The sequence below is a fragment of the Leucothrix arctica genome (assembly GCF_003172895.1).
Taxonomy (GTDB): Bacteria; Pseudomonadota; Gammaproteobacteria; order Thiotrichales; family Thiotrichaceae; genus Leucothrix; species Leucothrix arctica.
Map to the genome: position 1 here is coordinate 1 of NZ_QGKL01000027.1, position 26,385 is coordinate 26,385.

Below are 26,385 nucleotides of genomic sequence, written 5' to 3' on the forward strand. Positions count from 1 at the left end.
CCTGGTAAGCAGGAAGCGCGATTGAAGCCAAAATACCGATGATTGCGACTACGATCATTAATTCAATTAGTGTAAAACCTTTCTGGAGTTGCTTTCTCATTTTTATATCTCTCTTATTATTAAGTTTATTATGTAGTTGTTATTAACTATCTGATTAATACATTGCAGAAGCCATGCCAAGTTTTCATGGGTTCTCATTAAGTCATTGAAAATTAAAATAATTAAATTGTTTTTATTATATTATATACATTTCAAACAACTACTTTGGCCTGCTCAATCGTCACTTATGGTCACCTTTAATGTCACTTAGAGACAGGTTACTGACGTTTTTAATGCCCAGACACAAAAAACCGCCTGAGCTAAAAGCATCAAGCGGTTTTATTTTGCACAATATAAGGTTTAGATAAGCTGAATGGTGATAGACGGTTTATCTTCAATCTTTATATTGTTCTTTTAAGCAATTCACACAAAACTATAGTGTGTACCTCTAGCCACCCTTGCGGCCACCCTGAATTTTTCGAGGCTTCTTGCCACCTTTTGGCGGACTAGGCTCTTCAAATTCAAGATTGACACTCTTATATATAGCACGCATCGCTTTTGGCTCTAGTGTTTCAGAGTAACCATTACGTAAGTAACGCGGCATACTCACAGTACCGTAACGTACACGTGTCAAACGGCTAACTTTACAGCCAACACTTTCCCATAGACGACGTACTTCACGGTTACGACCTTCATGCAAAATTACGTGGAACCACTGATTGATTCCTTCACCACCGCCATAGATGATTTGTTCAAACTTAGCCAAGCCATCTTCCAACATAACGCCTGCTTTAAGCGCCGTTAGCATCTCTTCAGTCACATTACCCATCACACGCACAGCATATTCACGTTCTATTTTATAAGAAGGGTGCATTAAGCGGTTTGCTAGTTCACCGTCCGTTGTAAACAACAGCAAGCCTTCAGTATTAATGTCCAAACGACCTACCTGAATCCAGCGGCCACTACTCGGATCAGGTAAGTTCTTAAAAACGGTCGGACGACCTTCAGGATCATTACGCGTGCAAATTTCGCCTACTTTTTTATGGTAAGTAAGCACTTGTGGTTTGGCCACTAGACGCTGGCTAATTCGTAAACGTTGCCCTCGTAGACTAACTTGGTCAGTCTCCTCGATAGCTTGACCAGGAGTAGCCTTCATACCATTAACCAAAATAACGCCTTCTTCAACCCAGCGTTCTATTTCTCGACGCGAGCCGTAACCTGCGCGGGACAGCATTTTTTGAATTCGTTCAGCCATGGGGGTCTTCCATAAAAAAGTATTCGACATTATCTCACAGTGCACGCACCCATATAAGGGCTTATATCGCCAGTTTGTTTTATCTTTGACTTCTTAATAGGGTGTCATTGCATAGTGATTAGGTGTTTGCTAGTTTCTGTACTATCTCGTTTTTTAAACCTACGTCACAAGGTGTTTGATTATGCCCGCTATTCTAAAAGAACCTTTGCCAGATGAAACTAAAGTAAACGAAGCCCCAACAGAGCTTGATGACACCTCTGCCGCTGACTTGTTAGTAGGCTTAACAGATGCAAAGCTTGTCATGGATGGCTCTGTCAGCATGGCTGGGAAAGACCTGTTAAAAATCACCTATGCCAACGGCCAGTATCCTTACTCGGAAAAAATGAAACTCGTCGAGTACGAAAGAGAGAAGCTTCTATTACAAATTGAACTACTAAAAGTACAAAAGTGGGCAAAAGAAGAAGGCAAAAAGATTGTGATGATCTTTGAGGGAAGAGATGCGGCGGGTAAAGGAGGTACAATAAAACGCTTTACTGAGCACTTAAACCCTCGTATTGCACGCGTTATTGCTTTAGAAAAACCCAGTGAGCGAGAGTTAGGTCAGTGGTACTTTCAACGTTATGTACGTCATTTGCCGGCAGCTGGTGAGATTCTTATGTATGACCGCTCTTGGTATAACCGAGCAGGTGTTGAGAAAGTCATGGGCTTTTGTTCAGATCGAGATCACTTAGAGTTTATGCGTCAAGCACCCGTATTCGAGCGTATGTTAGTAAACTCTGACACGATATTATTCAAATTTTGGTTCTCGGTCACTCGCCAGGAACAACTCAGACGTTTCCGGGCTAGGAAAAGTGATCCGTTAAAACAGTGGAAGCTAAGCCCTATTGATGTGGCTTCACTAGACCGTTGGGATGAATATACGGATGCCCGTCGTTCCATGTTTTTTAATACGGATACAGCCGATGCGCCTTGGACGGTCGTCAAATCAGATGATAAAAAACGAGCCCGAATTAGTTGTATGCGCTACTTCTTAAACGAGCTCGATTATCCTGACAAGGATACTTCAGTTGTCTATAAGCCCGATGAGTTAATCGTTGGCTCAGTGTCAAAGCTTTATAAAAAGGAGCAGTTGGCGCAAGGTTAATTTATTAATCAAGCTCAGAATACACTATGATGCCTCCTTACTAAGGGGGCATTTTTATGTTTACAGCGCGTGATGAAATTGAACATGGCAATCGAAATGATTGGGATAACTTAAGACGCATACTAACGTACCTCAAAGCCTATCGAGGCAGAGCAATCTTTGCACTACTGTGTTTAATTGCCGCGAAGTGGGCAAATATTGGCGTGCCGTTAGTATTACGAGACATTATAGATAGCTTTGACTCATCGACACAAATACTCGTCTTGCCTGTTAGTTTGCTATTAGCTTACGGTGCTTTAAAGCTCGCAAACTCTTTATTTAGTGAACTACGTGACACCGTATTTGCACGAGTTCGTTATCACGCAATGCGTCAACTCTCAAACCAAGTACTAGAACACCTACATAACTTGTCGTTACGTTTTCATCTAGAGCGTAAAACGGGGGCGATTAGTCGTGACCTTGAGCGTGGAACCCGCTCCGTCAGTACCATGATGAACTTTTTGGTGTTTAGTTTCATCCCAATTTTTGTCGAGTTCACCTTAGTAGCCGTTATTTTATTGGCTAATTACGATGTCATATTCACGCTAATCACCTTCGGCACCATTCTAATTTACGTCGCATTCACGGTTGCCATCAGCAACTGGCGTATATCGTATCGTCACGATATGAACCGCTTAGACTCAGAAGCGAACAGTCATGCTTTTGATAGCCTAATCAACTATGAAACCGTGAAGTACTTTAATAATGAGTCACTTGAGCTAACACGATATGACAAAACGTTGTCCGAGTGGGAAGCTGTTGCGGTTAAAAGTCAGTCTTCAATGTCACTCCTCAACTTTGGTCAAAATGCCATTATTGGGATTGGTGTCACCGTTGTTATGTTCTTTGCGGCCAGTCAAGTTGTTGATAAGCAGATGAGTATTGGTGACTTAGTAATGGTCAATGCTTTTATGTTGCAGCTATTTATCCCGCTAGGTGCGCTTGGTATTATTTATCGTCAGTTTAAATATACGCTGGCAGATATGGATCTTGTCTTTAAACTATTAACGAAAGAGCCAGAAATCCAAAATATCGACCAAGCGAAAGAACTTGAAGTGGGTAAGGCGTCTATTAGTTTTGAAGATGTCCATTTTGCTTACCAAGCTGACCGCGAGATATTAAAAGGTGTGAGCTTTACGGTGCCAGCAGGGCAGACCGTTGCAGTGGTAGGTCATAGCGGGGCAGGTAAGTCGACGTTAGCGCGTTTGCTATTCCGTTTTTATGACGTGAGCGCAGGAAAAATAACGGTTGATGATCAAAATATTCATGATGTGACACAAGATAGCTTACGAAAGGCGATCGGTATTGTGCCGCAAGATACCGTCCTGTTTAACGACACCATCCGCTATAACATTCAATACGGAAACCTTGATGCTTCTGAGACAGAAGTTAAAGAAGCTGCGGCTTTGGCACAGATCGAGACTTTCATCGAAAGTTTGCCAGATGGTTGGGATACCAAAGTAGGGGAGCGAGGCTTGAAGTTGTCCGGTGGCGAAAAACAGCGTGTCGCAATTGCTCGTGCTATTTTGAAACGGCCAGATATATTGGTCTTTGACGAAGCAACCTCGTCGCTTGATAGTTCAACGGAACAAGCGATTCAGCAGACCTTAAAGCAAGTGTCGACCACAACAACAACGATGGTTGTTGCTCACCGCTTATCAACGATAATAGATGCAGATCAGATATTAGTAATGGATGGTGGGAAAATCATAGAGCGTGGCTCGCACTCCGAGCTAATGCAAAAGAAGGGCGAGTACCGACGCATGTGGGACTTACAGCAAGAAGCAGCAGAGGAAAGTTAGTCTTTCAACTCTGCTTGTTTACGTGACGTGAAAAATGAAACGAGTGTCGTATCACTTCCCGCAGCATCTTGATAATAACGAGTCTCGGTGCTGCGGCTCTCGTCTTCATTATCCGCGTTTAAATTAACTTGGTTTAAGCTGCTTAACGCCTGCTGTGCTTCAGATACTTTACGGCTTAACGCTTCAAATGTTTGCTGAGTGGTATCAAGCGTGTCTGCGAGTTGATTAATAGACTTCACATCAAGCTGCTTTAAGTTGCTCTCTGTTGTTTCTTTTATATAGCGACTCTGTTCTTCGTAGCGACGAAGTGATTCAACATGCAAGCGACTTTCGCTGACATTAGCGTTCAGTTCTTGTCGAGCCATATCCGCATTTTGGAAGGCTGCATCATATTGGGTGTAAAGGTCGTTTTCGTTCGCATCGATATTCTCAAGGTACAGTTTGTAAGCGTCATTTGCTTTGTTTTTGTGACCTTGGAGTTGTTCTAGAAGGCTAGCTGACTCTTTAAGTGTTTTGTTAAGACTATTACGAACATCTTCAGCAAGCGTGTTGTTTGCGTCTAAATTGTCTAGTTGGATGTTGTGCTGAGCAGTGATGTGCTGTGCTAGCTGATAAGAATGTGCATCTTGTTGTTGTACACGCTTAATGCCAACATCTAGATTATTAAGACCTTCTCGAAGTTCTTGTTCTACTTTAATTACCGTATTTTCGGTTTCACCCAATCTTCTGTCCCAGATGTCTTGAGTCTGCTCAATACGTCTTTCTAATATATAGCCTTTGTGGCGAAGATTAGTTTCAGCTTCTTCAGCACTCTCTGCAAGCTCCTGAATTTTTTCTGAGCTAGTCCAAGCGCCATGCTGTTTACTCATTAGAGAGTTACTTTGATGAACTAGCTTTTCAACCAGTTTTTCAGCACGTTCTTCACTTGTTTTGATTGCTCGAAGTGACTTATCAATGTGCTTTTGGTCTTTAACAATAGTCTTCTTAAGGACGGTAACAAACTCGCGGTCCTTCTTCATCGACTTGCGGCCTAACAGCATTGCCCAGAGTGACGTGACTAACGCAGCACCTGAAATAGCCGCGATAAAAATACTAAGCCAAGGGTTTTCAGAAACAATATTATCAGCCGCTAAAGAGTGACTACTAAAGGAGAAGAGAATAATAAAACTTGAGAGTTTTACCAGTGTCATTATGTGATTAGGTCGATAGTTCACGCTATTTACTCTCGCTACAGCAGTCGCTGTTTACTGTTTTAATTCTAATTAGTGTTTGAACGAATGTTCGTGAATATTCGCAATCTTAAGTATAGCATTGAAAATACCTTTTGCACTTATAGCGTATTTGCTACCAGAATTACTTAGGGTGCGGAGTAGAAGGTACGGTTTATAGTATTAACCGCACCTTTATGACGTAAGTTTGTACGAAATAATTATCGTTTAGCGATCGTTTTTGCTGAGCTTGGTATTTTCACGTTTAACTAAGACATAAGCGCGGTGGTTACCCGTCATGTGGTTGGCTGTTAAACGAGCAGATTCACCTTGGCCAGTATAAATATCGATACGTGCAGGCCCCGTGATGTCACTGCCTCTATCTTTAGGAAGAAGCAGTTTCCACTCGGTACCGAGTGTTTGGCCTTTGCTATTGATAATAGGAACCTCTGCCAATACAACAGATCCGAACGGTGTGTAGTTAGTATCTACAGCAATAGAATGACCTGTTACCAAAGGTATACCAGACGCAGTACGAAGCTCCCCGTGAGTCTTTTTGAAGTAAATATAGCGTGGGTTTTGATTCAAGACATGTTCAAGTTGGCTTGGATTAGAGTAAAGCCAGTTTTGTATCGCTTCTCTTCCAAGGTTCCCTTTTAGATAGCCTTTTTTTGCCATGTATTGACTGATTTTACCAAATCGCTTTTCGTTGGAACCATCAAAAGTTAAAGAGACACGGTGACCGTTTTGGTACTGTAATATTCCTGAGCCTTGAACTTGCATGTAAAAGTAACCTACAGGGTCATTAGTCCATGCTATTTCAAAACCTTTATTAGCTAAGGCGCCTTTATTAATGGCTCGTCGATTCAATAAACGTAACTTGCCCGACATAGGCGAGCGGTAAATAGGGTAGCTAAACTCAGTGCTCTTCTTATGACTAGCCTTAATAATCGGTGTGTAATAGCCCGTAAATTTACTGACTGATTGATTATTGTTAGCTAACGGTACTAAGTTAAATTCATACTGCAATGCATCAGGCGCAATTGCACCGTCCCAGAGTAAAAGGCTATGAAGTGTGTTTGTGAGCACTCGGTTTGGAAGGTTTAAGCCTTTCTTTGCGACGACATCATTTGGTTTTTTAGTTTTTAGGTATCGAACCGCTTGGTGTAAACCTGTCCGTAAATCTTTTGTGATCGAGAGACTTTTTTCAGGTATCCGTATAGTTGAGTACTCATCATCCATATCAGGCATTGAGTAGTCATTAGCGTCGAAAGGGGAATGCGAGTAGCGGTCTAGTGAAGCAATTAGTTGCTCATTTAAGATATTGGGTTTTGCATTGATAGCGGCTGTAGTAACTAAGCTAGCCATCAGAACAAAAACTACCTTAACAGCGTTTTGTCGTTTCATAAGGCACTCATTTTATTGTTATTATTTTGGGGTATGAGTACGATTATGCCAGTTCAAGGTTTGATGACAAGCCATGAGCGGTAGTTTCAGATGAAGCGTTATTTCTCTTTTAGCTTAGTCCCAAGAAGCTATTTACCTGTTCGCTAAATGTTTCTGCTGATTCGATATGCGGCAAATGCCCTGCATCTTCAATGGTGATAATTGAGGCTTGTGGAAATAATAATGTTATCTTTTCCTGATCTTCAACAGGATCCAAGTAAGGAGACTGTCCACCCTTAATAAATAGTGTTGGCTTATCAAACGTGACACCAGCGGTAGCGTTAAAATTGGCAACATTAAGATAAGTACGTGTGATTTCAGATAAGTCACAACGCCACTTGTAGCCACCAGATCCATCGCTTTTGAGGTTTTTAAGTAAAAATGCACGCTCTACAGATGACTCAATACTGTCAATCAACATGTCGTTTGCTGTTTTTCTCGATTTAATTTCGTGAACAGGTAACGATAGTAGTGCATTAAAAATAGGCAAGTGCCATAATGGATACGACTTCGGCGCGATATCTACAATAATAAGTTTGTTTAGCCGTTCAGAATGATTGAGAGCAAGGTTCATAGCGACCTTTCCTCCCATAGAATGACCAAGTAAATCAAATGATGAAATGCCAAGGTCCTCAGCGAGTGACAAAACGTCCTCTGCCATGTCTTTATAACGCATACCTGACAAATGGGGTGAGTGACCATGGTTACGCAAATCAGGTGTAATCACGTTGAAATGTGATGACAGATTCTGTGCTTGGCCTCGCCAATTATCCATTGACCCGAGTAAGCCGTGAAGCATAAACAGAGCAGGATTGTTTGTGTCACCGAATTGTTTGTAATTGAGTTGCGTATTTGTCATGAATTTAGGCGGGATATGGTTAGCTAGGTGGGGGTATATTGAAAGTGTCGTAATTTAGTTCCAATTATTAATTAACGATCAGTAAATATCCAGTTATAATTCTTTAGATAACTTATTAATATAATAAGGTCAAACGGTTGCTCAAATATGCTGTCATTGCTACATTAGAGCGGGGTTTTTAAAGCCCTGTCAGCCAACCAGTTTAGCCACGATAACTAGAAATGGATTTATATGTTTAAATTTTTCTCCGGATTGTTTTCCAACGATATCTCAATTGATTTGGGAACAGCCAATACATTAATTTATATGCGTGGTAAGGGTATTGTGTTGGATGAGCCTTCGGTAGTGGCGATTCGCCAAGATCGTGGTCCGGGTGGTCCAAAGAAAATTGAAGCAGTCGGTATAGAAGCTAAAAAAATGTTGGGGCGTACACCGTCAAACATTACTGCGATTCGTCCGATGAAAGATGGGGTGATTGCTGACTTTACTTACACTGAAAAAATGCTTCAGCATTTTATTCGTAAAGTCGATAGTGGACGCATTCTTCGTCCAAGACCTCGCGTTGTGATTTGCGTACCTTGTGGTGCCACTCAAGTTGAGCGACGTGCAATCAAAGATTCAGCAATGGGCGCGGGTGCTCGAAAAGTATTCTTAGTTGAAGAACCGATGGCAGCAGCAATTGGTGCTGGCGTGCCGATTGATGAAGCAGTCGGATCGATGGTATTGGATATCGGTGGTGGTACATCAGAAGTTGCGATCATGTCGCTTCGCGGTATCGTTTACTCTGCATCCGTTCGTATTGGTGGCGACCGTCTTGATGACGCGATTATCAGCTACGTTCGTCGTAACTACGGTATGTTGATAGGTGAAGCAACGGCTGAGCAAATCAAATGTGAAATCGGTTCTGCTTATCCTGGTAAAGAATTGATGGAAATTACAGTGAAGGGTCGTAACCTTTCAGAAGGTGTCCCACGTAGTTTCACTCTGACAAGTAATGAGATTCTAGAAGCACTGCAAGAGCCGTTATTTGGTATTGTTAGTGCAGTAAAGACAGCCCTTGAGCAAACGCCACCTGAGTTAGGTGCTGACGTTGCTGATCGCGGTATTGTTTTGACAGGTGGTGGTGCGTTGTTACGTGACTTAGATCGCTTGTTGATGGAAGAGACAGGGATACCAGTACTCGTTGCTGATGACCCACTAACGTGTGTTGCACGTGGTGGTGGTCGTATTCTTGAGCGTATGGACGATGATGGGTTTGATTTTTGGGCATCTGACTACTCGTCACAATATAACTAAATACGAAAGTGGTCTGATCAGGCCGCTCTAAAAAAAAGACTTCGGGAGACTTCCCATCGACGATTTCAGTGAAAATCGGCTAGAGAGTTCGCTGCTAATTAAATTTTTAATAGCAGCGATGCTATCAGTCACAATGGTACTTATGGACTATCGTGATTCGAGCTTGTCTCCGATTCGTACCTCGCTAAATATTGTATTGCATCCACTCCAGCTTGCCGTCGATGCGCCATTTCAGGCGTCAAGAGAGATGAGAGAGTTTTTTGTCAATCACGCGACGATGAAAAGCGAGAACGCTAAGCTTCAAGAGCTTGTGAATATTTATGCAGCGCGTGATCAGAAATACCATTCTATCGCTCAAGAAAATATCCGCTTCCGTAAAGAACTCAATGCGACTCAGTCGGTAAAAGAACGCTTCATGTTGGCTGAAATTTTATCAGTCTCTCGTGACCCTTACCGTCAGACAGTGCGTATTGATAAAGGCTCAAAGGATGGCTTGTATCGTGGCCAAGTGCTTTTAGCTGGAAACAGTATTTACGGTCAAGTGTTCCGAGTTGAGCCTAACTCTGCCGTGATTCTTCAGCTAACAGATACCAAGCACGCTATTCCGGTTAGAAACAACCGAACAGGTTTGGGTGCCATTGCTGTCGGCTCTGGACGTACTAACGAGCTTGAGATAAAAAATGTTGAAGCGAATGTCGATATCCGTACTGGCGATACCTTCTTCAGCTCTGGATTAGGCCAATTATTCCCAGCTGATTTTCCTGTTGCGATGGTTGCTTCAGTGGCTTACAACCCAGGTGATTCATTCATGCGTGTAAAGGCGCGAACGCTTGTGGACTTTAGTAAGAGCCGAGAAGTTATTTTGATTTGGCGTTCAAACCACATTAGCGTATTGCGAGCTTCTGATGCAGAAGCCGAAGCAGCGGAGAAGCCGTAAGAATGGAACCTTATGTAATGCGTTTTCGTGGCGCAGTCTTGGTATCAATGCTGTTTGCATTTGCGCTGACATTACTCCCATTACCTGACGGACTGCTGACTTGGCGTCCACAGTGGGTTGCATTAACACTAGTACATTGGGTGTTATTGCAGCCAAGAAAATCAAGCATAGCCATGGCATGGTGTGCCGGGCTGTTGTTGGATGCTCAGTATGGTTCGAGCCTTGGTCAACATGCCTTAGGTCTAAGTGTCGTGGTCTTTATTACGATGCGTATGCGCTTACGTATTAACGTGTTTACATTGAGTCACCAGCTAACCGTTTTATTGGTAGCGCTGGGTGTATACCATCTTATTAACCTTTGGGTACTAGGCTTCACCGGCAACTCGCCGACAGCCTGGATGTACTGGTTGTCTTTGGCTGGTAGTTTGATTATTTGGCCAGTGTATCACTGGCTGTTATCTCGACTGTTTATGGCAGCCAATCGTTTCGACGATTAGGCTGTGGCGCTAGGGGGTGAGTCGAGGATCACTGAGTAGTAATGGTAAGTGATCAGTCTCAATATGCTGTACGCCATTGTTATAGTGCGCAAATGCTAAGTCAGCATTCTCAACGCCATAGACCATCCACTGCCATTCGCCTTGCCAAGGTGCTGTATCCAGCGCTAGCTTCTTTTGATCAATAATTAAAAAATCAGGCTTTACGCGGTTTGCGTAATTAAGTGAGCGCTGGTTGTAATAGTTAAGTACCCAGCCTACGTTTAACGGGCTGTATTCTTTCACTAGCTCCAATACGTGTAGGTCAAAAGAAATAATTGTGCACTGGCCTTTGTATTGATTGAGTAGCGGCAATAGACTGCTCAATACTTCTTGATGTCCCCACTTAGTCAAACTTTGCTTTTTCACTTCGATATAGGCGTGACTGTTTGGAAACTGATTGAGTAAAGGTAAGAAGTCTTCAAGGCGACTAATAGGTGTTGGCTTGTGAGACTCTGCAAGGCGCTTTGGCTCATGCACGCTTACGGTGCTTAAGTCTTGAAAGGAGTTTTCAAAAACAGCTTTATTAGTGTCAGAAGTCCGCTTAGTTTTCACGTCATGAATGATAGCTATAACCCCATCAGCTGTCATTTGTACATCAAACTCTACTGCAGTACATCCAAGCTCAAAAGCAGAGCTAAGTCCTGCGAGTGAGTTTTCTGGGAACGAAAAATTATTCCCTCTGTGAGCAATGATTATTGGCTTCATGATGTTCTCCATAGATTTAATTCAATCATACGGGATTTACTGTAGAGGTTTCCAGAGCAAGCGGATATCAAGACTATTAATTGGTCAATAAAGCATAGAATTGAACAGTAATTTGAGTCCATATTAAGTGTTGAAACGCAAGTTATGAGGCCGCCTTTTTATAAAAATTCTATGTTAATATGATCGCCCATTTCACGGATCAACATAGCATTCAGCTATAGACTAACCCAAGAGACAATCAAGATGAGCAACTCCACCTCTCTGGAAAAAAGTAAGATTAAAATTTTGCTGTTGGAAGGCGTGCATCAGTCCGCAGTCGACACGCTAAATTCTAATGGCTACACCAATATTGAATACCATAAGGGCTCATTGCCAGAAGAGGAATTACTTGAGAGCATTAAAGACGCTCATTTTGTAGGTCTACGCTCGCGTACGATGCTGACTGAAAAAGTGCTTGAGTCAGCGGATAAGTTGGTTGCTGTAGGTTGTTTCTGTATTGGTACTAACCAAGTGGACCTTGAAGCTGCAACGCATCAAGGTGTTGCAGTGTTTAACGCACCCTATTCAAATACTCGCTCGGTTGCTGAGTTGGTTCTTGCCGAAGCCATTATGTTGCTTCGTGGTATCCCTGAGAAAAATGCTAAAGCACATCGCGGTGAGTGGCAGAAATCTGCAAAAAACTCCTACGAAATCCGTGGCAAAAAGCTGGGTATCATCGGTTACGGTAGTATTGGTACGCAGTTGAGTGTCTTGGCTGAAGGCTTAGGAATGGAAGTTTACTTCCATGATGTCATCAATAAGTTGGCGCTAGGTAATGCTCAGCAGTCGGCTGACTTGAAAGAGCTATTGAATACCTGCGATATTATTACATTGCACGTGCCAGAAGTACCTTCAACTAAAGATATGATCGGCGCTGCTGAGTTTGCAGAAATGAAAGACGGTGCAATCTTGATTAACGCAGCACGCGGTACGGTTGTTGTGATTGATGACCTTTGCGATGCAATGCGCTCGGGTAAGCTCCATGGAGCAGCAATTGATGTATTTCCTGTAGAACCGCGTAGTAATGCTGAGGAATTTATCTCGCCATTACGTGAGTTCGACAACGTGATCTTGACGCCTCACGTGGGTGGTTCGACGGTTGAAGCTCAAAAAAACATAGGTTATGAAGTTGCTGAAAAGCTCGTGAAGTACAGTGATAATGGATCTTCTATTACTTCTGTCAATTTCCCGGAAGTGGCTCTGCCTGCGCATTCTAGTGTGCACCGTTTACTTCATGTTCACCGTAATGTACCAGGTATTCTTTCAGCGATTAATAGTGTGTTCTCTGAGAATGATATTAATATTTCGGGTCAGTACTTACAGACTAATGACAAAGTGGGTTATGTAGTGATTGATGTGAATGCTGATTGTTCAAAGGTTGCACTGCAGAAGTTATTAGAGATTCAAGGCACTATTCGTTGTCGTCGTTTGTTCTAATAGACTAAAGACATCGCACATGAAAAAGGGGTACAACGATAGTTGTACCCCTTTTTTTATACCAGCTATAAAGCGCTGCTTACTTCTCTTGTTCGGCCCAACGTTTAAGTTTGCTTGTTTTACCAATACCCGGATTAAAGGTATTTGTTGGGTCACATGTCTTATAGAACGCTTTCAAATCCGTTTTAGCTGCATACTCATGACCGACGTTATGCTCAGCAGGGTACTCAGCACCACGTTCATCAAACATGGTTAATATCTGATCTTTTACTGCTTTTGCATCTGTGCCTTTCTTCATAATGTAGTTTTGGTGCATAACATGACAAAAGAAGTGACCGTAATAGAATTTATTAGCAATTTTGTCTTCAATATCTGTTGGTAGTTCTTGGAACCATTCCTTTTCATTGCGTCGTAAGGCCACATCAATAGTCATGATTGCGCCGTTATCTTTGCTATTAAGTGTGTGGTAACGACCAATCGCACCACCGATTGCAAAGCGGTGTAAAATGGCTTTATCCGCTTCGTCTTGCGTACATGCAAAGAAGTCGCCTTCTGACTCTTTGAAGGTTTCTTTTAAGTATGTCTCCGTTTCCTCTATACCGTCATTATTGGTTTCAATAAGGAAGTGTAAGCGGTACTTACTCCGGTAGTCTTCCATTCGCTTTGGCATGTGGTTTGGCCAAAGGTAACTAGCAAACTGCATCATGTGGTCAGAGAGCTTAGTCGGCAAGAAAGAGAAATGGCCAGAGATTCTATCCACCACGCGCTTCATTGCAAATAGCTTTGGAATGTATTTTGAGCCTAACTTATTAATGACGACAAACGTGTCTTTGCCGTATTTTTTACTCACGTCATAACAAGCATCGTCATAGTACTCACCAGAGACTGGCAGATTTTTAAAGGTAGATAACATATCACGACGAATTTTAGTCATGACGTCGGGGTCATTTGTACCAACATAGAACAGTTTTTCTCTGGCCGCTTTTTCATAGGTATCTATACGCACAGCAAACACCGCAAGCTTACCTGCACAACCTGCCGCTTCATGTAAGCGACGTCCATCATTGTTATAACGAGAAGGTGTATCAGAGTCTATTTCACGAACACGCTCATGGTATTCGTTATCAGAGGCTAATTTCTGTCCGTACTTAATATCAGTCTCAGAATAGTTTTGTTCCTGTAGGTTAGTCAGGATCTCTTCTGGTGTATCACCAAGGTGAACACCGAGGTTATTAACCAATGATAATTCACCATCGTTGTCGACTTGAGCGAATAGCGATAGCTCAGTATAGGCAGGGCCACGCTGCACCAGTGCACCACCTGAGTTATTACAAATCCCACCAACAATGGAAGCACCAATACATGATGAGCCAATGACTGAGTGTGGTTCGCGACCGTGAACCCCTAGCGTATCTTCAAGGCCAAACAGTGTGCTGCCGGCTAAACCAATAATTTGCTTAGCATTATCAATCAGTTGAATCTGGTCAATTCGCATAGTACTGATTATAACAATAGGGCGATCATAATTATTGCCATCAGGCGTAGAGCCACCCGTCAGTCCAGTATTCGCAGCTTGCATAATGATTGCCACGTCAGCCTTGTTGCATGCTTTCAGTAGTTGCCATATTTCAAGTAAAGAATTTGGTCGTACCACCGCCATTGCATCGCCAGAACCAAGACGAAAGCCCGTACTGTACGGACGTGTTTTAGCACTATCGGTCAGCGTGTATGCATTACCGACGATTGCTTTAAGTTCAGTGATGAGTTCGTTGTGGATATCAGACATGGCAAGGTCCATAGAGTGGCAAATAAACCAGTGAAAGACTAGTTTAGTGTTATCAGGAATTCGACATTCTAACGGAAAATGTCGATGCACTCTAATGTCATAGCGTTAATGTGTGTAAAGGTTATAGGATACTAGACCTACAGTTGTGTTTTGTATTTGCTTGCAGGTGATTGCTTGTCTATGAGTGTTATTTTTGAGTTTTTATTAGGTATGACAGTCGCCTATAGTTTCCATAGGGCTTTAATGGATTCTATATAAAGCACCATAAAATCAGGTTACACTATTCCCCCCACGAATTAACAACACAAAGTCATGAGTATTGATAATCCATATCGCGAAATTCCATATAACTACACGTCATTTTCAGACCGAGAAATCGTTCTACGTTTGCTAGGTTCCCGTGCATGGGAGCTGGTTGAGACGCTACGAAAAACGCGAGAGACGGGTATATCCTCTCATATGTTATTGGAGATTTTGGGTGATATGTGGGTCGTCACGCGTAACCCTTATATCCAAGATGACCTTATTGAAAATCAGAAGCGCCGTCAGTCACTGATCGATACGATGAACCAACGTTTGGATAATATCCATGCGCGTGTTGATGGTAATAAGGAAGCTGCAGAGTTGGTTAAAATTTGCCGTAGCTCTGTTGTGACATTCGATACATGGTTTTCTGACTATCATGACTTACGCAAAAAAGCGTTGGCCGCGTTCAAAGGTTTAACGCGCAAAGACAATATTCAATTTGATGGTTTGGCGCGAGTGTCTCATGTTACCGATGCGACTGACTGGCGTGTTGAATTGCCATTTGTGGTACTGACACCTGATACCGAAGAGGAAATCGCCCAGTTGGTACAAGAGAGTATCAAGTTAGGTTTAACGGTTATTCCTCGTGGTGGCGGAACAGGTTATACCGGTGGAGCAGTGCCATTAGATGCGATGAGTGCGGTTATTAATACTGAGAAACTGGAAAGCCTCAGTGAAATTACGTTGCGCGAGGGTGTGTCTGAAAGTGGTCTGCCAATCTCGGTAATCCGTGCAGGTGCAGGTGTTGTGACACGTCGTGTTTCTGATGCAGCTGGTGAAAATGGTTTAGTCTTTGCTGTTGATCCGACGTCACAAGATGCATCGACTATCGGTGGAAACGTCGCAATGAATGCTGGTGGAAAGAAAGCCGTGATGTGGGGAACAGCATTAGATAATTTAGTGTCTTGGAAGATGGTAACGCCTGACTCTGAGTGGCTTGAGGTTGAACGCCTTAACCACAATATGGGGAAAATTCACGATCAAGAAACAGTGCAGTTTAAAGTAACTCGTTATGGTCATGACGGAAAAACCCAAAAGGGCGAGCCAGAAATTTTGACTTACAAAGGTCGCTTCTTTCGTAAAGAGGGTCTGGGTAAAGATGTAACCGATAAATTTCTAGGTGGATTACCTGGAATTCAAAAAGAAGGTTGTGATGGTTTAATTACATCAGCCGAGCTAGTGCTTCACCGTATGCCTGAGCATATTCGTACTGTGTGTATGGAGTTTTACGGGACTGACTTACATGAAGCCGTTCCAGCGATTGTTGAAGTAAAAGATTATCTTGATAGTAATCATGCGGTGCTGCTTTCTGGTCTTGAGCATTTGGATGATCGTTATGTTCGAGCTGTAAAATATACACCTAAAGCAGCACGTGGCACCTTACCAAAAATGGTCTTGATCGCAGATATAGTCAGTGATGATGAAGCAGCGGTTTCTGAAGCGGCTTCAATGGTCATCAAGCTTGCGAATGCCCGTAATGCAGAAGGTTTCACCGCAGTCAGTCCTGAAGCGCGTCGTCGTTTCTGGTTAGATCGCTCACGCACTGCTGCAATCGCTGCGCATACGAATGCCTTTAAAATTAACGAAGACGTCGTTATTCCATTGCACAACTTAGCTAAGTATAGCGAAGGTATCGAGTGCATTAACGTCGTTCAGTCAATGAAGAATAAGCTGCGCTTGATTGACGAAGTACTTGAGAACTTGGCGGGTGACAGTCCAGAGCTAAACAACCAAGCTAATTACGAAAGTAGTGAAGAAAGTGCTCAGTTCTTAGTGGCAAAAAAAGAGCGTGCATCTGAACACCTTAAGCAAAAGCGTGAGTACTGGCAGAGTCTGCTGGATAATCTTTACAAGCCTTCGATTGAGTTTGAGCACCTTTACGATGATTCAGCAAAAGCAGCACAGCGCCCGAGTGATCGTGTAATTGATTTGCTACTGCGTAAAGACTTAATTGTTTCGTATAAGAAAGAACTAAAGAAGCCAATTAACGAAATCTTCGCCGGTAATGAGCTTGCACCTATGCGTGACAAGTTGAAGGCCATCCATAAGGAAGTGCTTTCAAGTCGCCTGTTTATTGCATTGCACATGCATGCTGGTGATGGAAATGTTCACAGCAACATTCCAGTAAATTCAAATGATTACGACATGATGAAGGAAGCTGAGCATATTGTTGATCAAGTCATGGCGTTAGCGCTTGGTTTGGATGGGGTTATTTCTGGTGAGCATGGTATTGGTCTAACGAAGATGCAGTACCTCGATGAGTCTATCAGTACTGCATTTGCAGACTATAAAGCGTTAGTTGACCCGAACGGTCACTTTAACCGTGGCAAGCTTATGCCGGGCTCTGGTTTGGATAATGCTTATACGCCATCACTCCAGTTGGTTGGTCGCGAAGCATTATTGTTTGAAGATAATCAGCTAGGTGAGTTGAATAACGATATTAAAGACTGCCTACGTTGTGGCAAGTGTAAGCCTGTTTGTACCACGCATATTCCGCGTGCAAATTTACTGTATTCACCACGTAACAAAATTTTAGCGACGGGTCTGATGATTGAAGCGTTCCTTTATGAGGAACAAACCCATCGTGGTATTTCATTGCGCCATTGGGATGAAATGAATGATGTTGCTGATCATTGTACGGTTTGTCATAAGTGCCTAAACCCATGTCCTGTGAATATCGACTTTGGTGATGTGACGGTCAGAATGCGTAACATTCTGAAGGAACGTAACCAGAAGCGTACTAGCATTGTCACTAAAGCGTCGATGGCGTTCTTGAATATCAAAGATCCAACCACTATCAAGATTATGCGGGGTGGAATGATTCAAGCGGGCTTCAAAGCGCAGCGTGCAGGTCATAGTTTGTTCAAGAAGATGGGTTTGTTAGGTGATGACAAGGTGCCTGCTGCAACGACGGGTAAACCTGCCATTCAAGAGCAAGTCATTCAGTTTGTGAAGCGTCCATTACCGATGGGCGTACCCATGCGCACCACACGTGCAACGTTGGGCCTTGAAGATAGCAACATGGTGCCGATTATTCGTGACCCGAGTAAGCCACAGGGTGACTCGGTATTCTACTTCCCTGGTTGTGGTTCAGAGCGTTTGTTCTCACAGATTGGTATGGCGACTATTTCAATGCTATACGATGTCGGTGCGACGACGGTGCTGCCACCGGGTTACTTATGCTGTGGTTACCCGCAGACGTCTAGCGGTGATATCGATAAAGGTAATGAGATCTCTACGGAGAACCGTGTTCTGTTCCATCGTTTAGCTCAAGCACTGACTTACTTAGATATCAAGACTGTTATCGTATCTTGTGGAACGTGTATGGATCAGTTGCTTAAGTATCAGTTTGAGAAGATCTTCCCGGGGTGTCGTTTGTTAGATATTCACGAGTATCTAATGGAAAAGGGTATGAAGATGGAAGGAGTGAAGGGTGTGCAGTACCTTTATCACGACCCATGCCACACACCTATTAAGAACTACAACCCTGTTGATGTTACATCGACTTTAGTTGGTCAGAAGGTCGAGCTAACTGACCGTTGTTGTGGAGAGGCGGGTACCTTTGCGGTGAGTCGTCCGGATATCGCTAGCCAGCTTCGTTTCCGTAAAGAAGAGACACTGAAGCAGGGTGTAAAGAAATTTACAGGTGAAGAGACTGCTAAGAACGGTAACGTGAAGATTTTGACAAACTGTCCAGCTTGCCAGCAAGGTCTGTCGCGCTATGCTGATACAACAGGTATGGATACGGATTACATCGTTGTTGAAATGTGTAAGAACATGAAAGGCGAGAAGTGGTCAGAGGAGTTTGTTGAGAAAGTAACGAAGGGCGGTATTGAGAAGGTGCTGCTGTAAATTAAACGTAATAGTTACTAAGTAATTTAAAGCCTCGTTGGACGTTAGTCTGCGGGTTTTTTTTATGGTTTCAATTTTTCTAGCGAGCAGGGTGAAGTAGCTCGATTTGATCTGACAATTACCCACTTTGCACAGGTGTCTGTTAGATTAGATTTGAGCTCTATTATTTTCACTCCAAATCGTTTTACCTAAACTTTAATTGTTATAGGCGTTGAATAACCAATCGTCTTAGACGTTTTCAGGCCTACCCTGACCAGTGATTCTGCCAATGCAACCGCACAACGCACACCATCTAAAACCGGTACACCATAGTCGCTAGACAGAGTATCAGCTAGATCTGCCATACCAGCACAACCCAGCACAATCGCTTCAGCACGATCTATAGAAATAGCCTGATCAATCTCCACTCTGATGCGTTGCTGCGCACTAGATGCGGGATTCTCCAACTCCAACACGGCCACATTGGATGAGCGAACTTTGACGCATCGCGACGCTAAACCATAACGTTGTAAGTTATGCTCTAAAGCAGGAACTGATCGCTCTAGCGTGGTGATGACACTAAACTTGTTCGCCACCAATGTCGCCATATGATAAGCCGCTTCACCAATCCCAATCACAGGCTTATCGGTGATACAACGTGCTGCATCTAAGCCCGTGTCATCAAAACAAGCAATCACAAAAGCATCAGACTCAGGGTGCGCTTCAATGAGTTTCAACATCGGAACAAGGCTCAAGGCCTCATCATAATAACCTTCAATACTCGCTGGTGAATCATCTGGGTTAGTCGCAAATATTATTGTATCTGGGCTTGCTACCGCTTTAGCCACGGATTCAATTTTTTGTGTCATCGACACAGTTGAGTTTGGATTTATTACTGTTATTTTCATAGTTAATGCGCCTTACATTCAATCACTTAAACAGCTTATACGCCGCCAAGATAAGCCTCTTTAATCCGATCATCTGTCATCAATTCTTTAGAATTACCCGTCAACGCAACGGAGCCGGTAGACATCGCATAGGCTCTATTAGAGATACTCAATGCCATTCGTGAATTTTGCTCTACCAGCAATACAGACACCTGTTCATCACGATTAATCGCCACAATAGAACGAGCGATATCTTGGACCAACTTCGGTGCGATACCCAGCGATGGTTCGTCCAACAACAACAGCTTTGGTTTTGCCATCAAAGCCCTGCCAATGACCATCATTTGCTGCTCACCGCCACTTAATGTCCCTGCGGATTGTTTAAAACGTTCTCGCAAGCGTGGGAAGCGTTCCAATACACTATCTAACGTCATTTTGATGCCCGCTTTATCGTGTCGAGTAAATGCCCCCATCAACAAATTATCTTTCACACTCATGTGTGGAAAAACGCGCCGACCTTCTGGCACCATTGCGATACCTTGCTTAACGATATCCGCCGCAATGCGACCATCTATGCGTTCGCCCATGAAGTGTACTGAGCCAGACTTGATCGCGGATAACCCCGTAATTGCACGTAAAATAGAGCTTTTACCAGCGCCATTAGCGCCAATCAACGCCACTGTCTCACCTTGAGCCACCGAGATAGACACACCTTTCAGTGCATAAACGTGGTCGTAATAAAGCTCAACATTGTCGAATGTTAGTATGTTTTCCATTAGCTTTATATTCCTATGGCGTCGTCTTCGCTACCTAAGTAGGCCTCGATGACTTTGTCGTTTGACCGTATTTCGGCAGGTGTCCCTTCCGCTATTTTTTCACCAAAGTTAATCACCACAATGCGATCGGAAATTTTCATCACCGCTGGCATGTCATGCTCAACCAGCATTACAGTGACGCCACGCTCGCGCTGAACACTACGAACCAAGTCAACCATTTGCATGGTTTCATCGTGATTCATTCCAGCGAATGGCTCATCCAGTAGCAGAATCTCAGGATCAGTCGCCAAGCCAATTGCTATCCCTAAGGCTCTTAAGTTTCCCTGTGGTAGGTTCGAGGCCAGTTCATCGGCAATACCCTGCATATCCAAAAACTGAATAATTTCATCCGCTGACTTAGCAAATGTCGCCTCGTCGCGCCTAGCTTGCGCACTCCCCCAAAAGTAGCCCGCCATACTCGCTTTAGACCTTAGGTGATGGGCGATGATGATATTTTCCCGCGTAGTCATTGAACGGAAAATAGTGGTTTCCTGAAAGGTACGGACGATTCCTTTTCTAGCTACAACATGCGGCGATAAATCAGAGACTTTCTCACCCTTAAAACGTACCTCGCCTGCACTCGTGCTCAGAAATGAGGAAATCAATTTGAACAGGGTCGATTTACCAGCGCCGTTAGGCCCAATAACTGACAGTATTTCTCCCTGCTTCACATCAAAACTAATATTGTTTACGGCAACTAAACCACCGAAACGCCGAGTCAGTTTGTCTACTTCTAAAATGGCAGTCATTTTTTCTTCGCTCCTCGGTTAAATAGCTTGAGGCTCAACAAGCCGTTCGGCAGCCAGACCATTAGCAAAATAAGCATTGATGAATAGATCAGTAGTTGATACTTACCTAACGTAAACAACAGATCCCAGCCAAAGTACAACACCAAAGTACCCAGCATCGGCCCCAGTACAAAGCCTAAGCCGCCAAGGAAGCAATTGAGCATGAAGTTAACAGAGTCTACGACTTGGAAGCTTGAGGGGTACACAGACTGTGAAATACTGACAAAACTTGCACCAGCAATGCCGCCCATAAACGATGAAATCGAATAGGCCAAGACGCGTAAATAAGCGGTGTTCACACCAATCGACGCAGATAACTCTTCATTTTGTTGCAGTGATCGGCACAGGTGGCCGAGTCGAGAATTAACGATGCGATACAAAGCGGCATAGCACAGCACCATCATAATGACTGAGGCGATGTAGAAGGCGAGCTTAGGGTTTTCTAAGGTTCCGAAGTCAGGAATGATGGTTATCCCAAAGAAGCTAAGCTCTGTCGGCATAGGAATATTCACAATACCCTTAGCGCCATTGGTAATCGGTAACGCCAAGGCCGTGAGCCGCGCGACCTCGGTTAACACCAGTGTGACCATGGCAAAGTAAACACCACGTAACCTTAAGATCGGCAAACCAATCACGATACTAATCAGTGCGCAGATCAGTCCTGCGAGTGGTAATGTTAGCCAAAAATTCATCCCTAACTTAGTTACTAAAATGGCAGAAGCATACCCTCCAATCAGGGTATAAGCCCCCTGGCCGATATTGATACGACCAATGTAAAACGTCAGCCACACTCCCGCAGAGGCAATAGACAGTAAGGCTACCGAGGTGAGCGTGTAGTAAAAGTCCCAACGCCCAGAGACATGGATTAACCAAGGCACTAACACTAATACAACCAGTAAAAGTACAATAACTAATAGAGGCTTTTTAATATTCATATTCTTCAACCCCAAGGCTTACCCATTAATCCATGAGGACGAATGGCTAAGAAAATTATTAAGCTGACAAAGATCATCAGATAAGTGATATCACCGTAAGCGGCAAAGACTAAAAGCCCAACAGACTCCATCATTCCGAGAATAAAACCACCCGCTATGGCACCTGAGATAATCCCTGCACCACCAATCATGATCATCATGAATGCTTTAATGGATGCTGGACCACCCATGCCAAGGTTGATTCCAGTAATACTCACTAGCAAACCACCGACGATACCCGCCAGCATCGCGCCAAGTGCAAAACCAATCATTGAATAATATTTAACATCAACCCCCATTAGCTCAGCCGCTACTCTGTCCTGAGCTAAAGCACGCATGGCTCGGCCAGTTTTGGAGTACTGCATGTACATAATGAAAATACAGATGGCTGCAATGGCCAATACGCCAATCAGAATACGGTCATAGGGCATGATGATTCGGTAGTCCCAATTGAGAACACCATCGATAATTTTTGGGATTCCGCGTTGTTTTTCGCCAAACAACAAGAGGATTACAGCATCGAGAAAAAACGCGATGCCTGCGGCAAGTAGCATGGTGCTTTCTTCCCGTGTGGAGCGGGCTATCACTGGCCGGAAAAGGTACTTTTCTATTAAGGCTCCCATCACACCTAATACGATGCCTGAAAGAATAAGCCCTACGATAAAAGGTAAACCAAGCTGGGCAACGACTGTGTAAGTAACGAATCCACCAAATACGTACATTTGGCCATGTGCAAAGTTAAGCACATTCATTAGAGAAAATATCAGGGTCAAACCTAATGCAATCAGCGCGTACTGTGCGCCTAGGTAAAGACCGTTAGCTAAAACTTGCTCCATGAACCACCCCGCAGACTTTCAAAATTGATAACCGCCCTTCAAAGGAAGAGCGGCTAAATTAAACGCTATGCCGTCACTATTAATCTACTTCAGCAACAAACAGGGTTTCAAACGCGCCGTCTTTATAAACATTTACAACCAATGGAACCGCTACTTGACGCTTCTGGCCAAACGAAGACATACCAACATATTTCAGCACTGCATCACCTTTCATGTAAGGGTTTGGTGCTTCAAATGTATCCATTATTTTCTTAAACGCAGCAGCATCTGTGATTCCAGCAGGGTCAGCTTTTAGCGTTTCTAGAATGTACTCAAGTGCGTACACCTTTGTGTTTGACTCATCGTTGTACTCACCAAACATCTTGGTGTAACGCTCAACGAATTCACGCATCATGTCTGTTGCGATTTCTGGTGTTGAAGCACCACCGACTGAGATGAAGCCATTCGCAAGATCACCAGCACCTTCTTTCAGTACTAGTGCGTCTTGAGCCGTTTCAGTTGAGATCAGACCTGTGTAGCCAAGCTCACGTGCTGAACGAATCAACTGTGGCGCATTCGCAGGTGATACCCCTGATAGCACAAGTAGGTCTGGCTTAGAACGAACGACTGGCAATAACACAGGCGTAAAGTCTGTTGTGTCTACTTGGTAAGTAACGCTGTCTGAGACAACTTCTAGGCCAAGTGCTTTAGCTGCTGCCACACCACCTGTACGCTGACTAAGTGGGTCAGATTCGTTAGCCGCAACAAAAGCGACTTTCTTAACGCCTTTCTCATCTTTCATGTACTTGTAAATAGCTGGACCAGATTGGTAGTTAGCTACCATACCCAATACTGCATTTGACGCTGGTGCTTCATAAAGAGACTTTGGGAAAGCATAAGGGAAATACATAATGCCGTTTTGCTCAGCAACCGGTCTAACCGCTGCCGCGCCATCATCTACGTTTGGTCCAACCACATAGTGAATACCTTCCTGTGCCATTTTCTCCATACCAGCAATGGCACGCTTTGGATCTTTCTGATCATCAAACGCTACGATTTCGATGTCATAGGTTTTATCGCCTATTTTGTAACCACCAGTCTCGTTGATCCACGCTGCACGCGTTTCCATTGAGCGCTGGTTTGATATACCCCAAGCTGCTGCTGGTCCACTGGTAACACCGACAAAACCAATCTTCAGTGTTTCATTGGCAGCTAATGCAACACCACTAAACAATCCTACCGATAAAATACCTGCTATTGCAGTCTTCAGAAACAAACGCTTGTTCATACTTTTTTCCTCAGGATTTTTTGAAAAATTTCTGCTCCACCATCTCGTCGAGGCTTATTGCAGTCCTTTTCATTAATGTCTAACAATTAAAAGATTGTCAACAATTTATATATAATTGTTAACAAATGATTTTAATTGCGGTTAACTGTAATGGCTTATGATAAACCTGACACCTAGAATCTAAATAACCTGATTGGAAAAAATGCACCAAAATGAGCACCTTTTATTAATAAAGATCAACGCTCTAAGCACTGCTTATATTAGAGTTAAATACTTTAATAACCCGTACTAGAAAAGGTATTTAATGTTATTATTGATTGTCAATTTTCACCTCAGCACAAACTCTACAGAGCCTTATTAACTGTAGCTTTTAGAAATATTGTTAGTTTTAAAACTAATATTGTTAACAATGAAATTCTGATCGTTAACAATATGTAGAGTACATGGTTAAAAACGGTGATAGGTAGTTGATTGAATTTTAACCATGCTCTATCTGCGTGCAAAAGCGCACCAAAACAAGGAGTTGTATTTATCCATGAAACAAAGCTCAACCGACCAAATTGATCACGAACTTCTTGAAGACTGGATAGTGGAACAAGTGTTCGATGCCATCATCGAAAGACAACTTCCACCAGGTCATAAACTCTCTGAAGCCGCTTTAGGGAAAGCACTTGGCGTTGGGAGAATGCACATTCGGCGTAGTTTGCTGCTTCTTGCAAGTCGAGGTGTGGTTGATTTATATGCAAATCGTGGCGCATTTGTCTCTAAGCCTTCTGTAGAAGAAGCACAAGAAGTATTCGAAGCGAGAATAGAGGTTGAGCCTAATATCACTCGTTTGGCCGTCACTCGTGCCTCAAAAAAAGATATTGCCACATTACGACAACACCTTAACGACGAGCATCAAGCGCACATTGATGGCGATCGTCGCGCAGCTATACGCCTGTCTGGGCAGTTTCATTTAACATTGGCGGAGATCGCGGGAAACGAAATTCTGACTAAATTGGTTCGAGAGTTAATAACACGAACCTCATTGATTATCGGGATTTATGGCTCGGCTGGCGTTTCCAATTGTCATTCTGATGACCATGAAAAGCTGTTAACTGCTTTCAATGACAAAGATGGTGAGCGAGCAGCGCAGCTTATGGTGAAACACCTTCATTCAATCCAGCAACACCTTAGCTTCCAAACAGGTGAGAATGAGGGTGTAGACCTTCTAAGCGTTTTCTCTAAGTAACTGAAACCGAAAAAGCCAGCTTAATCACTGATTTTTCAATGATATATCTTATTCTAAAATAAAATAACGCCTTTTAAAGACTTGTTCTGATAAATCTTTATCCAAGAACTTAAACACATTACTCGAGATATCTTCTTGCTTGTGAATGCGTTCCAAGTACTTTTTCATCAGTGCGCCATGCTGAGGGTCATAATGACTGCACTTAACCAATGTCACCGTTTCGACGAGTTTCTGGTAACGAGAAAATGTATATCGCGATATAACTATGACCTTACAAGCTCAAGTCACATTACTGAAGTGTCAGATGAGATCGGAACTAATACATGTAAGAGTGCTTATTCTTTAAAGATATATACCAAGGTGTTTGTTAACACTTGGGAGTAAAGCTCAACAATATCACTGTTACCCATACGTATGCAGCCATGTGATGCAGGCGTGCCTAAGCGTCCTTCCTCATCTGTGCCATGTATATAGATATAGCGACTATAGCTGTCTACATCGCTACCTTTATTGCGATTTTCTTCCAACCCGCTAAGCCACATAATACGTGTAGTGATATTGTCATCAGTGCTTTGCTCATTAGCTCCAAGCAGTATTTCAACGATATTGCCTGTCTCTTGACGACCTTTGAAAGTACTTCCTATCTTTGAGTTGTCGCCAAATTTCTCACGGATAAAGTGAGCACCTAATGGGGTTTTACCGCTACCATTTTGACTGCCAGTGCCATTAGAGGCGCTGGAAATAGGGTAGCTGTTACAGTTGTTGTTTTGAATATCTAGGGAGTAAAGCAGTTGCTGTTTGATATTAACCAAAAGCAGGAATGACTGAGTGTAGTTTGGGTAGTCAGTCAGCAACCTATCTAACAACTCTTGGTTGTCGAGTTGATTGGAAAAGATAGGTTGCTGTGACATAAGCACTT

22 protein-coding genes are annotated in these 26,385 nt (G+C 43.2%); 8 read left to right on the forward strand and 14 right to left on the reverse strand.

All coding sequences use genetic code 11. The features are described 5' to 3' along the window. Positions 1-100, reverse strand: a 100-nt coding sequence (locus DKT75_RS08695) for a pilin (protein WP_146201345.1), incomplete at its 3' end; no start/stop codon positions are given. Between the two features lie 387 nt (positions 101-487). Continuing rightward, entirely contained in the window at positions 488-1,294 is an 807-nt protein-coding gene (gene rluB / locus DKT75_RS08700; protein WP_109823037.1) for a 23S rRNA pseudouridine(2605) synthase RluB, read from the reverse strand. 319 nt (positions 1,295-1,613) lie between these two features. Here rluB and ppk2 point away from each other — a divergent pair, with 319 nt between their 5' ends. Both ppk2 and DKT75_RS08710 read left to right on the forward strand, forming a co-directional pair. Beyond that, complete coding sequence (ppk2, locus tag DKT75_RS08705) at positions 1,614-2,438, forward strand: polyphosphate kinase 2 (protein ID WP_211665305.1); 825 nt, start codon at positions 1,614-1,616, stop codon at positions 2,436-2,438. A 56-nt stretch (positions 2,439-2,494) separates the two neighbouring features. After that, on the forward strand, positions 2,495-4,279 hold the full coding sequence (locus DKT75_RS08710) for an ABCB family ABC transporter ATP-binding protein/permease (protein ID WP_109823038.1): 1,785 nt from the start codon (positions 2,495-2,497) through the stop codon (positions 4,277-4,279). Here the strand turns inward: DKT75_RS08710 and DKT75_RS08715 are convergent. The 3 genes from DKT75_RS08715 to DKT75_RS08725 form a co-directional block, all read right to left on the reverse strand. After that, complete coding sequence (locus tag DKT75_RS08715; protein ID WP_109823039.1) at positions 4,276-5,469, reverse strand: hypothetical protein; 1,194 nt, start codon at positions 5,467-5,469, stop codon at positions 4,276-4,278. The two genes, DKT75_RS08710 and DKT75_RS08715, sit on opposite strands and share 4 nt — an antisense overlap. Positions 5,470-5,715: 246 nt before the next feature. Further along, positions 5,716-6,894, reverse strand: coding sequence for an MltA domain-containing protein (locus tag DKT75_RS08720; protein ID WP_109823040.1), 1,179 nt, complete (start codon positions 6,892-6,894; stop codon positions 5,716-5,718). Positions 6,895-7,003: 109 nt separating this feature from the next. Continuing rightward, entirely contained in the window at positions 7,004-7,792 is a 789-nt protein-coding gene (locus tag DKT75_RS08725; protein WP_109823041.1) for an alpha/beta fold hydrolase, read from the reverse strand. A 231-nt stretch (positions 7,793-8,023) separates the two neighbouring features. Between DKT75_RS08725 and DKT75_RS08730 the strand changes: the two genes are divergently transcribed. The 3 genes from DKT75_RS08730 (at position 8,024) to mreD (ending at position 10,522) form a co-directional block, all read left to right on the forward strand. Continuing rightward, positions 8,024-9,088: a rod shape-determining protein gene (locus DKT75_RS08730; protein ID WP_109823042.1), complete on the forward strand. Its 1,065-nt coding sequence runs from the start codon at positions 8,024-8,026 to the stop codon at positions 9,086-9,088. A 97-nt stretch (positions 9,089-9,185) separates the two neighbouring features. Beyond that, the gene (gene mreC / locus DKT75_RS08735) at positions 9,186-10,025 is read left to right on the forward strand and encodes a rod shape-determining protein MreC (RefSeq protein ID WP_281271409.1); all 840 of its coding nucleotides are present in this window, start codon (positions 9,186-9,188) and stop codon (positions 10,023-10,025) included. Between the two features lie 2 nt (positions 10,026-10,027). After that, entirely contained in the window at positions 10,028-10,522 is a 495-nt protein-coding gene (gene mreD, locus DKT75_RS08740) for a rod shape-determining protein MreD (protein ID WP_109823044.1), read from the forward strand. A gap of 9 nt (positions 10,523-10,531) precedes the next feature. On the opposite strand, the gene DKT75_RS08745 is transcribed toward mreD, so the two are convergent. Further along, positions 10,532-11,266 (reverse strand): glycerophosphodiester phosphodiesterase family protein, encoded by a 735-nt coding sequence (locus tag DKT75_RS08745; protein WP_158278817.1) that lies wholly within the window; start codon positions 11,264-11,266, stop codon positions 10,532-10,534. A 243-nt stretch (positions 11,267-11,509) separates the two neighbouring features. On the opposite strand from DKT75_RS08745, the gene serA reads away from it, so the two are divergent. Further along, on the forward strand, positions 11,510-12,742 hold the full coding sequence (gene serA / locus DKT75_RS08750) for a phosphoglycerate dehydrogenase (RefSeq protein WP_109823046.1): 1,233 nt from the start codon (positions 11,510-11,512) through the stop codon (positions 12,740-12,742). Positions 12,743-12,821: 79 nt separating this feature from the next. On the opposite strand, the gene dld is transcribed toward serA, so the two are convergent. Next, a complete protein-coding gene (gene dld / locus DKT75_RS08755) occupies positions 12,822-14,528 on the reverse strand; it encodes a D-lactate dehydrogenase (RefSeq protein WP_109823047.1) in 1,707 nt (568 codons plus the stop codon). Positions 14,529-14,840: 312 nt separating this feature from the next. Between dld and DKT75_RS08760 the strand changes: the two genes are divergently transcribed. Next, entirely contained in the window at positions 14,841-18,686 is a 3,846-nt protein-coding gene (locus DKT75_RS08760) for a DUF3683 domain-containing protein (RefSeq protein ID WP_109823048.1), read from the forward strand. A 188-nt stretch (positions 18,687-18,874) separates the two neighbouring features. Here DKT75_RS08760 and DKT75_RS08765 read toward each other — a convergent pair whose 3' ends face one another. From DKT75_RS08765 to DKT75_RS08790, 6 genes are all read right to left on the reverse strand, one after another. Beyond that, positions 18,875-19,573: an aspartate/glutamate racemase family protein gene (locus DKT75_RS08765; RefSeq protein ID WP_109823049.1), complete on the reverse strand. Its 699-nt coding sequence runs from the start codon at positions 19,571-19,573 to the stop codon at positions 18,875-18,877. A gap of 35 nt (positions 19,574-19,608) precedes the next feature. After that, a complete protein-coding gene (locus DKT75_RS08770; RefSeq protein WP_109823050.1) occupies positions 19,609-20,328 on the reverse strand; it encodes an ABC transporter ATP-binding protein in 720 nt (239 codons plus the stop codon). 5 nt (positions 20,329-20,333) lie between these two features. Then, complete coding sequence (locus DKT75_RS08775) at positions 20,334-21,116, reverse strand: ABC transporter ATP-binding protein (protein WP_109823051.1); 783 nt, start codon at positions 21,114-21,116, stop codon at positions 20,334-20,336. Beyond that, complete coding sequence (locus DKT75_RS08780; protein ID WP_109823052.1) at positions 21,113-22,090, reverse strand: branched-chain amino acid ABC transporter permease; 978 nt, start codon at positions 22,088-22,090, stop codon at positions 21,113-21,115. Before DKT75_RS08780 ends, DKT75_RS08775 begins: the two co-directional genes overlap by 4 nt. Positions 22,091-22,095: 5 nt before the next feature. Further along, positions 22,096-22,965, reverse strand: coding sequence for a branched-chain amino acid ABC transporter permease (locus tag DKT75_RS08785; protein ID WP_109823053.1), 870 nt, complete (start codon positions 22,963-22,965; stop codon positions 22,096-22,098). 79 nt (positions 22,966-23,044) lie between these two features. After that, complete coding sequence (locus DKT75_RS08790) at positions 23,045-24,232, reverse strand: ABC transporter substrate-binding protein (protein ID WP_109823054.1); 1,188 nt, start codon at positions 24,230-24,232, stop codon at positions 23,045-23,047. 535 nt (positions 24,233-24,767) lie between these two features. On the opposite strand from DKT75_RS08790, the gene DKT75_RS08795 reads away from it, so the two are divergent. After that, a complete protein-coding gene (locus DKT75_RS08795; protein WP_158278818.1) occupies positions 24,768-25,466 on the forward strand; it encodes a GntR family transcriptional regulator in 699 nt (232 codons plus the stop codon). A gap of 335 nt (positions 25,467-25,801) precedes the next feature. Here DKT75_RS08795 and DKT75_RS08800 read toward each other — a convergent pair whose 3' ends face one another. Beyond that, complete coding sequence (locus DKT75_RS08800) at positions 25,802-26,377, reverse strand: L,D-transpeptidase (RefSeq protein WP_109823056.1); 576 nt, start codon at positions 26,375-26,377, stop codon at positions 25,802-25,804. Between the last annotated feature and the right edge of the window lie 8 nt (positions 26,378-26,385).

What these genes read in the sequence shown, in the direction of transcription:
- DKT75_RS08760 (WP_109823048.1), top strand. Translation starts at nt 14,841, where the DNA reads ATGAGTATTGATAATCCATATCGCGAAATTCCATATAACTACACGTCA.
- DKT75_RS08785 (WP_109823053.1), bottom strand. Translation starts at nt 22,965, where the DNA reads ATGGAGCAAGTTTTAGCTAACGGTCTTTACCTAGGCGCACAGTACGCG.
- dld (WP_109823047.1), bottom strand. Translation starts at nt 14,528, where the DNA reads ATGTCTGATATCCACAACGAACTCATCACTGAACTTAAAGCAATCGTC.
- DKT75_RS08780 (WP_109823052.1), bottom strand. Translation starts at nt 22,090, where the DNA reads ATGAATATTAAAAAGCCTCTATTAGTTATTGTACTTTTACTGGTTGTA.
- DKT75_RS08730 (WP_109823042.1), top strand. Translation starts at nt 8,024, where the DNA reads ATGTTTAAATTTTTCTCCGGATTGTTTTCCAACGATATCTCAATTGAT.
- rluB (WP_109823037.1), bottom strand. Translation starts at nt 1,294, where the DNA reads ATGGCTGAACGAATTCAAAAAATGCTGTCCCGCGCAGGTTACGGCTCG.
- mreD (WP_109823044.1), top strand. Translation starts at nt 10,028, where the DNA reads ATGGAACCTTATGTAATGCGTTTTCGTGGCGCAGTCTTGGTATCAATG.
- DKT75_RS08770 (WP_109823050.1), bottom strand. Translation starts at nt 20,328, where the DNA reads ATGGAAAACATACTAACATTCGACAATGTTGAGCTTTATTACGACCAC.
- DKT75_RS08795 (WP_158278818.1), top strand. Translation starts at nt 24,768, where the DNA reads ATGAAACAAAGCTCAACCGACCAAATTGATCACGAACTTCTTGAAGAC.
- DKT75_RS08775 (WP_109823051.1), bottom strand. Translation starts at nt 21,116, where the DNA reads ATGACTGCCATTTTAGAAGTAGACAAACTGACTCGGCGTTTCGGTGGT.
- DKT75_RS08725 (WP_109823041.1), bottom strand. Translation starts at nt 7,792, where the DNA reads ATGACAAATACGCAACTCAATTACAAACAATTCGGTGACACAAACAAT.
- DKT75_RS08720 (WP_109823040.1), bottom strand. Translation starts at nt 6,894, where the DNA reads ATGAAACGACAAAACGCTGTTAAGGTAGTTTTTGTTCTGATGGCTAGC.
- DKT75_RS08745 (WP_158278817.1), bottom strand. Translation starts at nt 11,266, where the DNA reads ATGAAGCCAATAATCATTGCTCACAGAGGGAATAATTTTTCGTTCCCA.
- DKT75_RS08710 (WP_109823038.1), top strand. Translation starts at nt 2,495, where the DNA reads ATGTTTACAGCGCGTGATGAAATTGAACATGGCAATCGAAATGATTGG.
- DKT75_RS08790 (WP_109823054.1), bottom strand. Translation starts at nt 24,232, where the DNA reads ATGAACAAGCGTTTGTTTCTGAAGACTGCAATAGCAGGTATTTTATCG.
- DKT75_RS08715 (WP_109823039.1), bottom strand. Translation starts at nt 5,469, where the DNA reads ATGACACTGGTAAAACTCTCAAGTTTTATTATTCTCTTCTCCTTTAGT.
- DKT75_RS08765 (WP_109823049.1), bottom strand. Translation starts at nt 19,573, where the DNA reads ATGAAAATAACAGTAATAAATCCAAACTCAACTGTGTCGATGACACAA.
- DKT75_RS08800 (WP_109823056.1), bottom strand. Translation starts at nt 26,377, where the DNA reads ATGTCACAGCAACCTATCTTTTCCAATCAACTCGACAACCAAGAGTTG.
- serA (WP_109823046.1), top strand. Translation starts at nt 11,510, where the DNA reads ATGAGCAACTCCACCTCTCTGGAAAAAAGTAAGATTAAAATTTTGCTG.
- ppk2 (WP_211665305.1), top strand. Translation starts at nt 1,614, where the DNA reads ATGGCTGGGAAAGACCTGTTAAAAATCACCTATGCCAACGGCCAGTAT.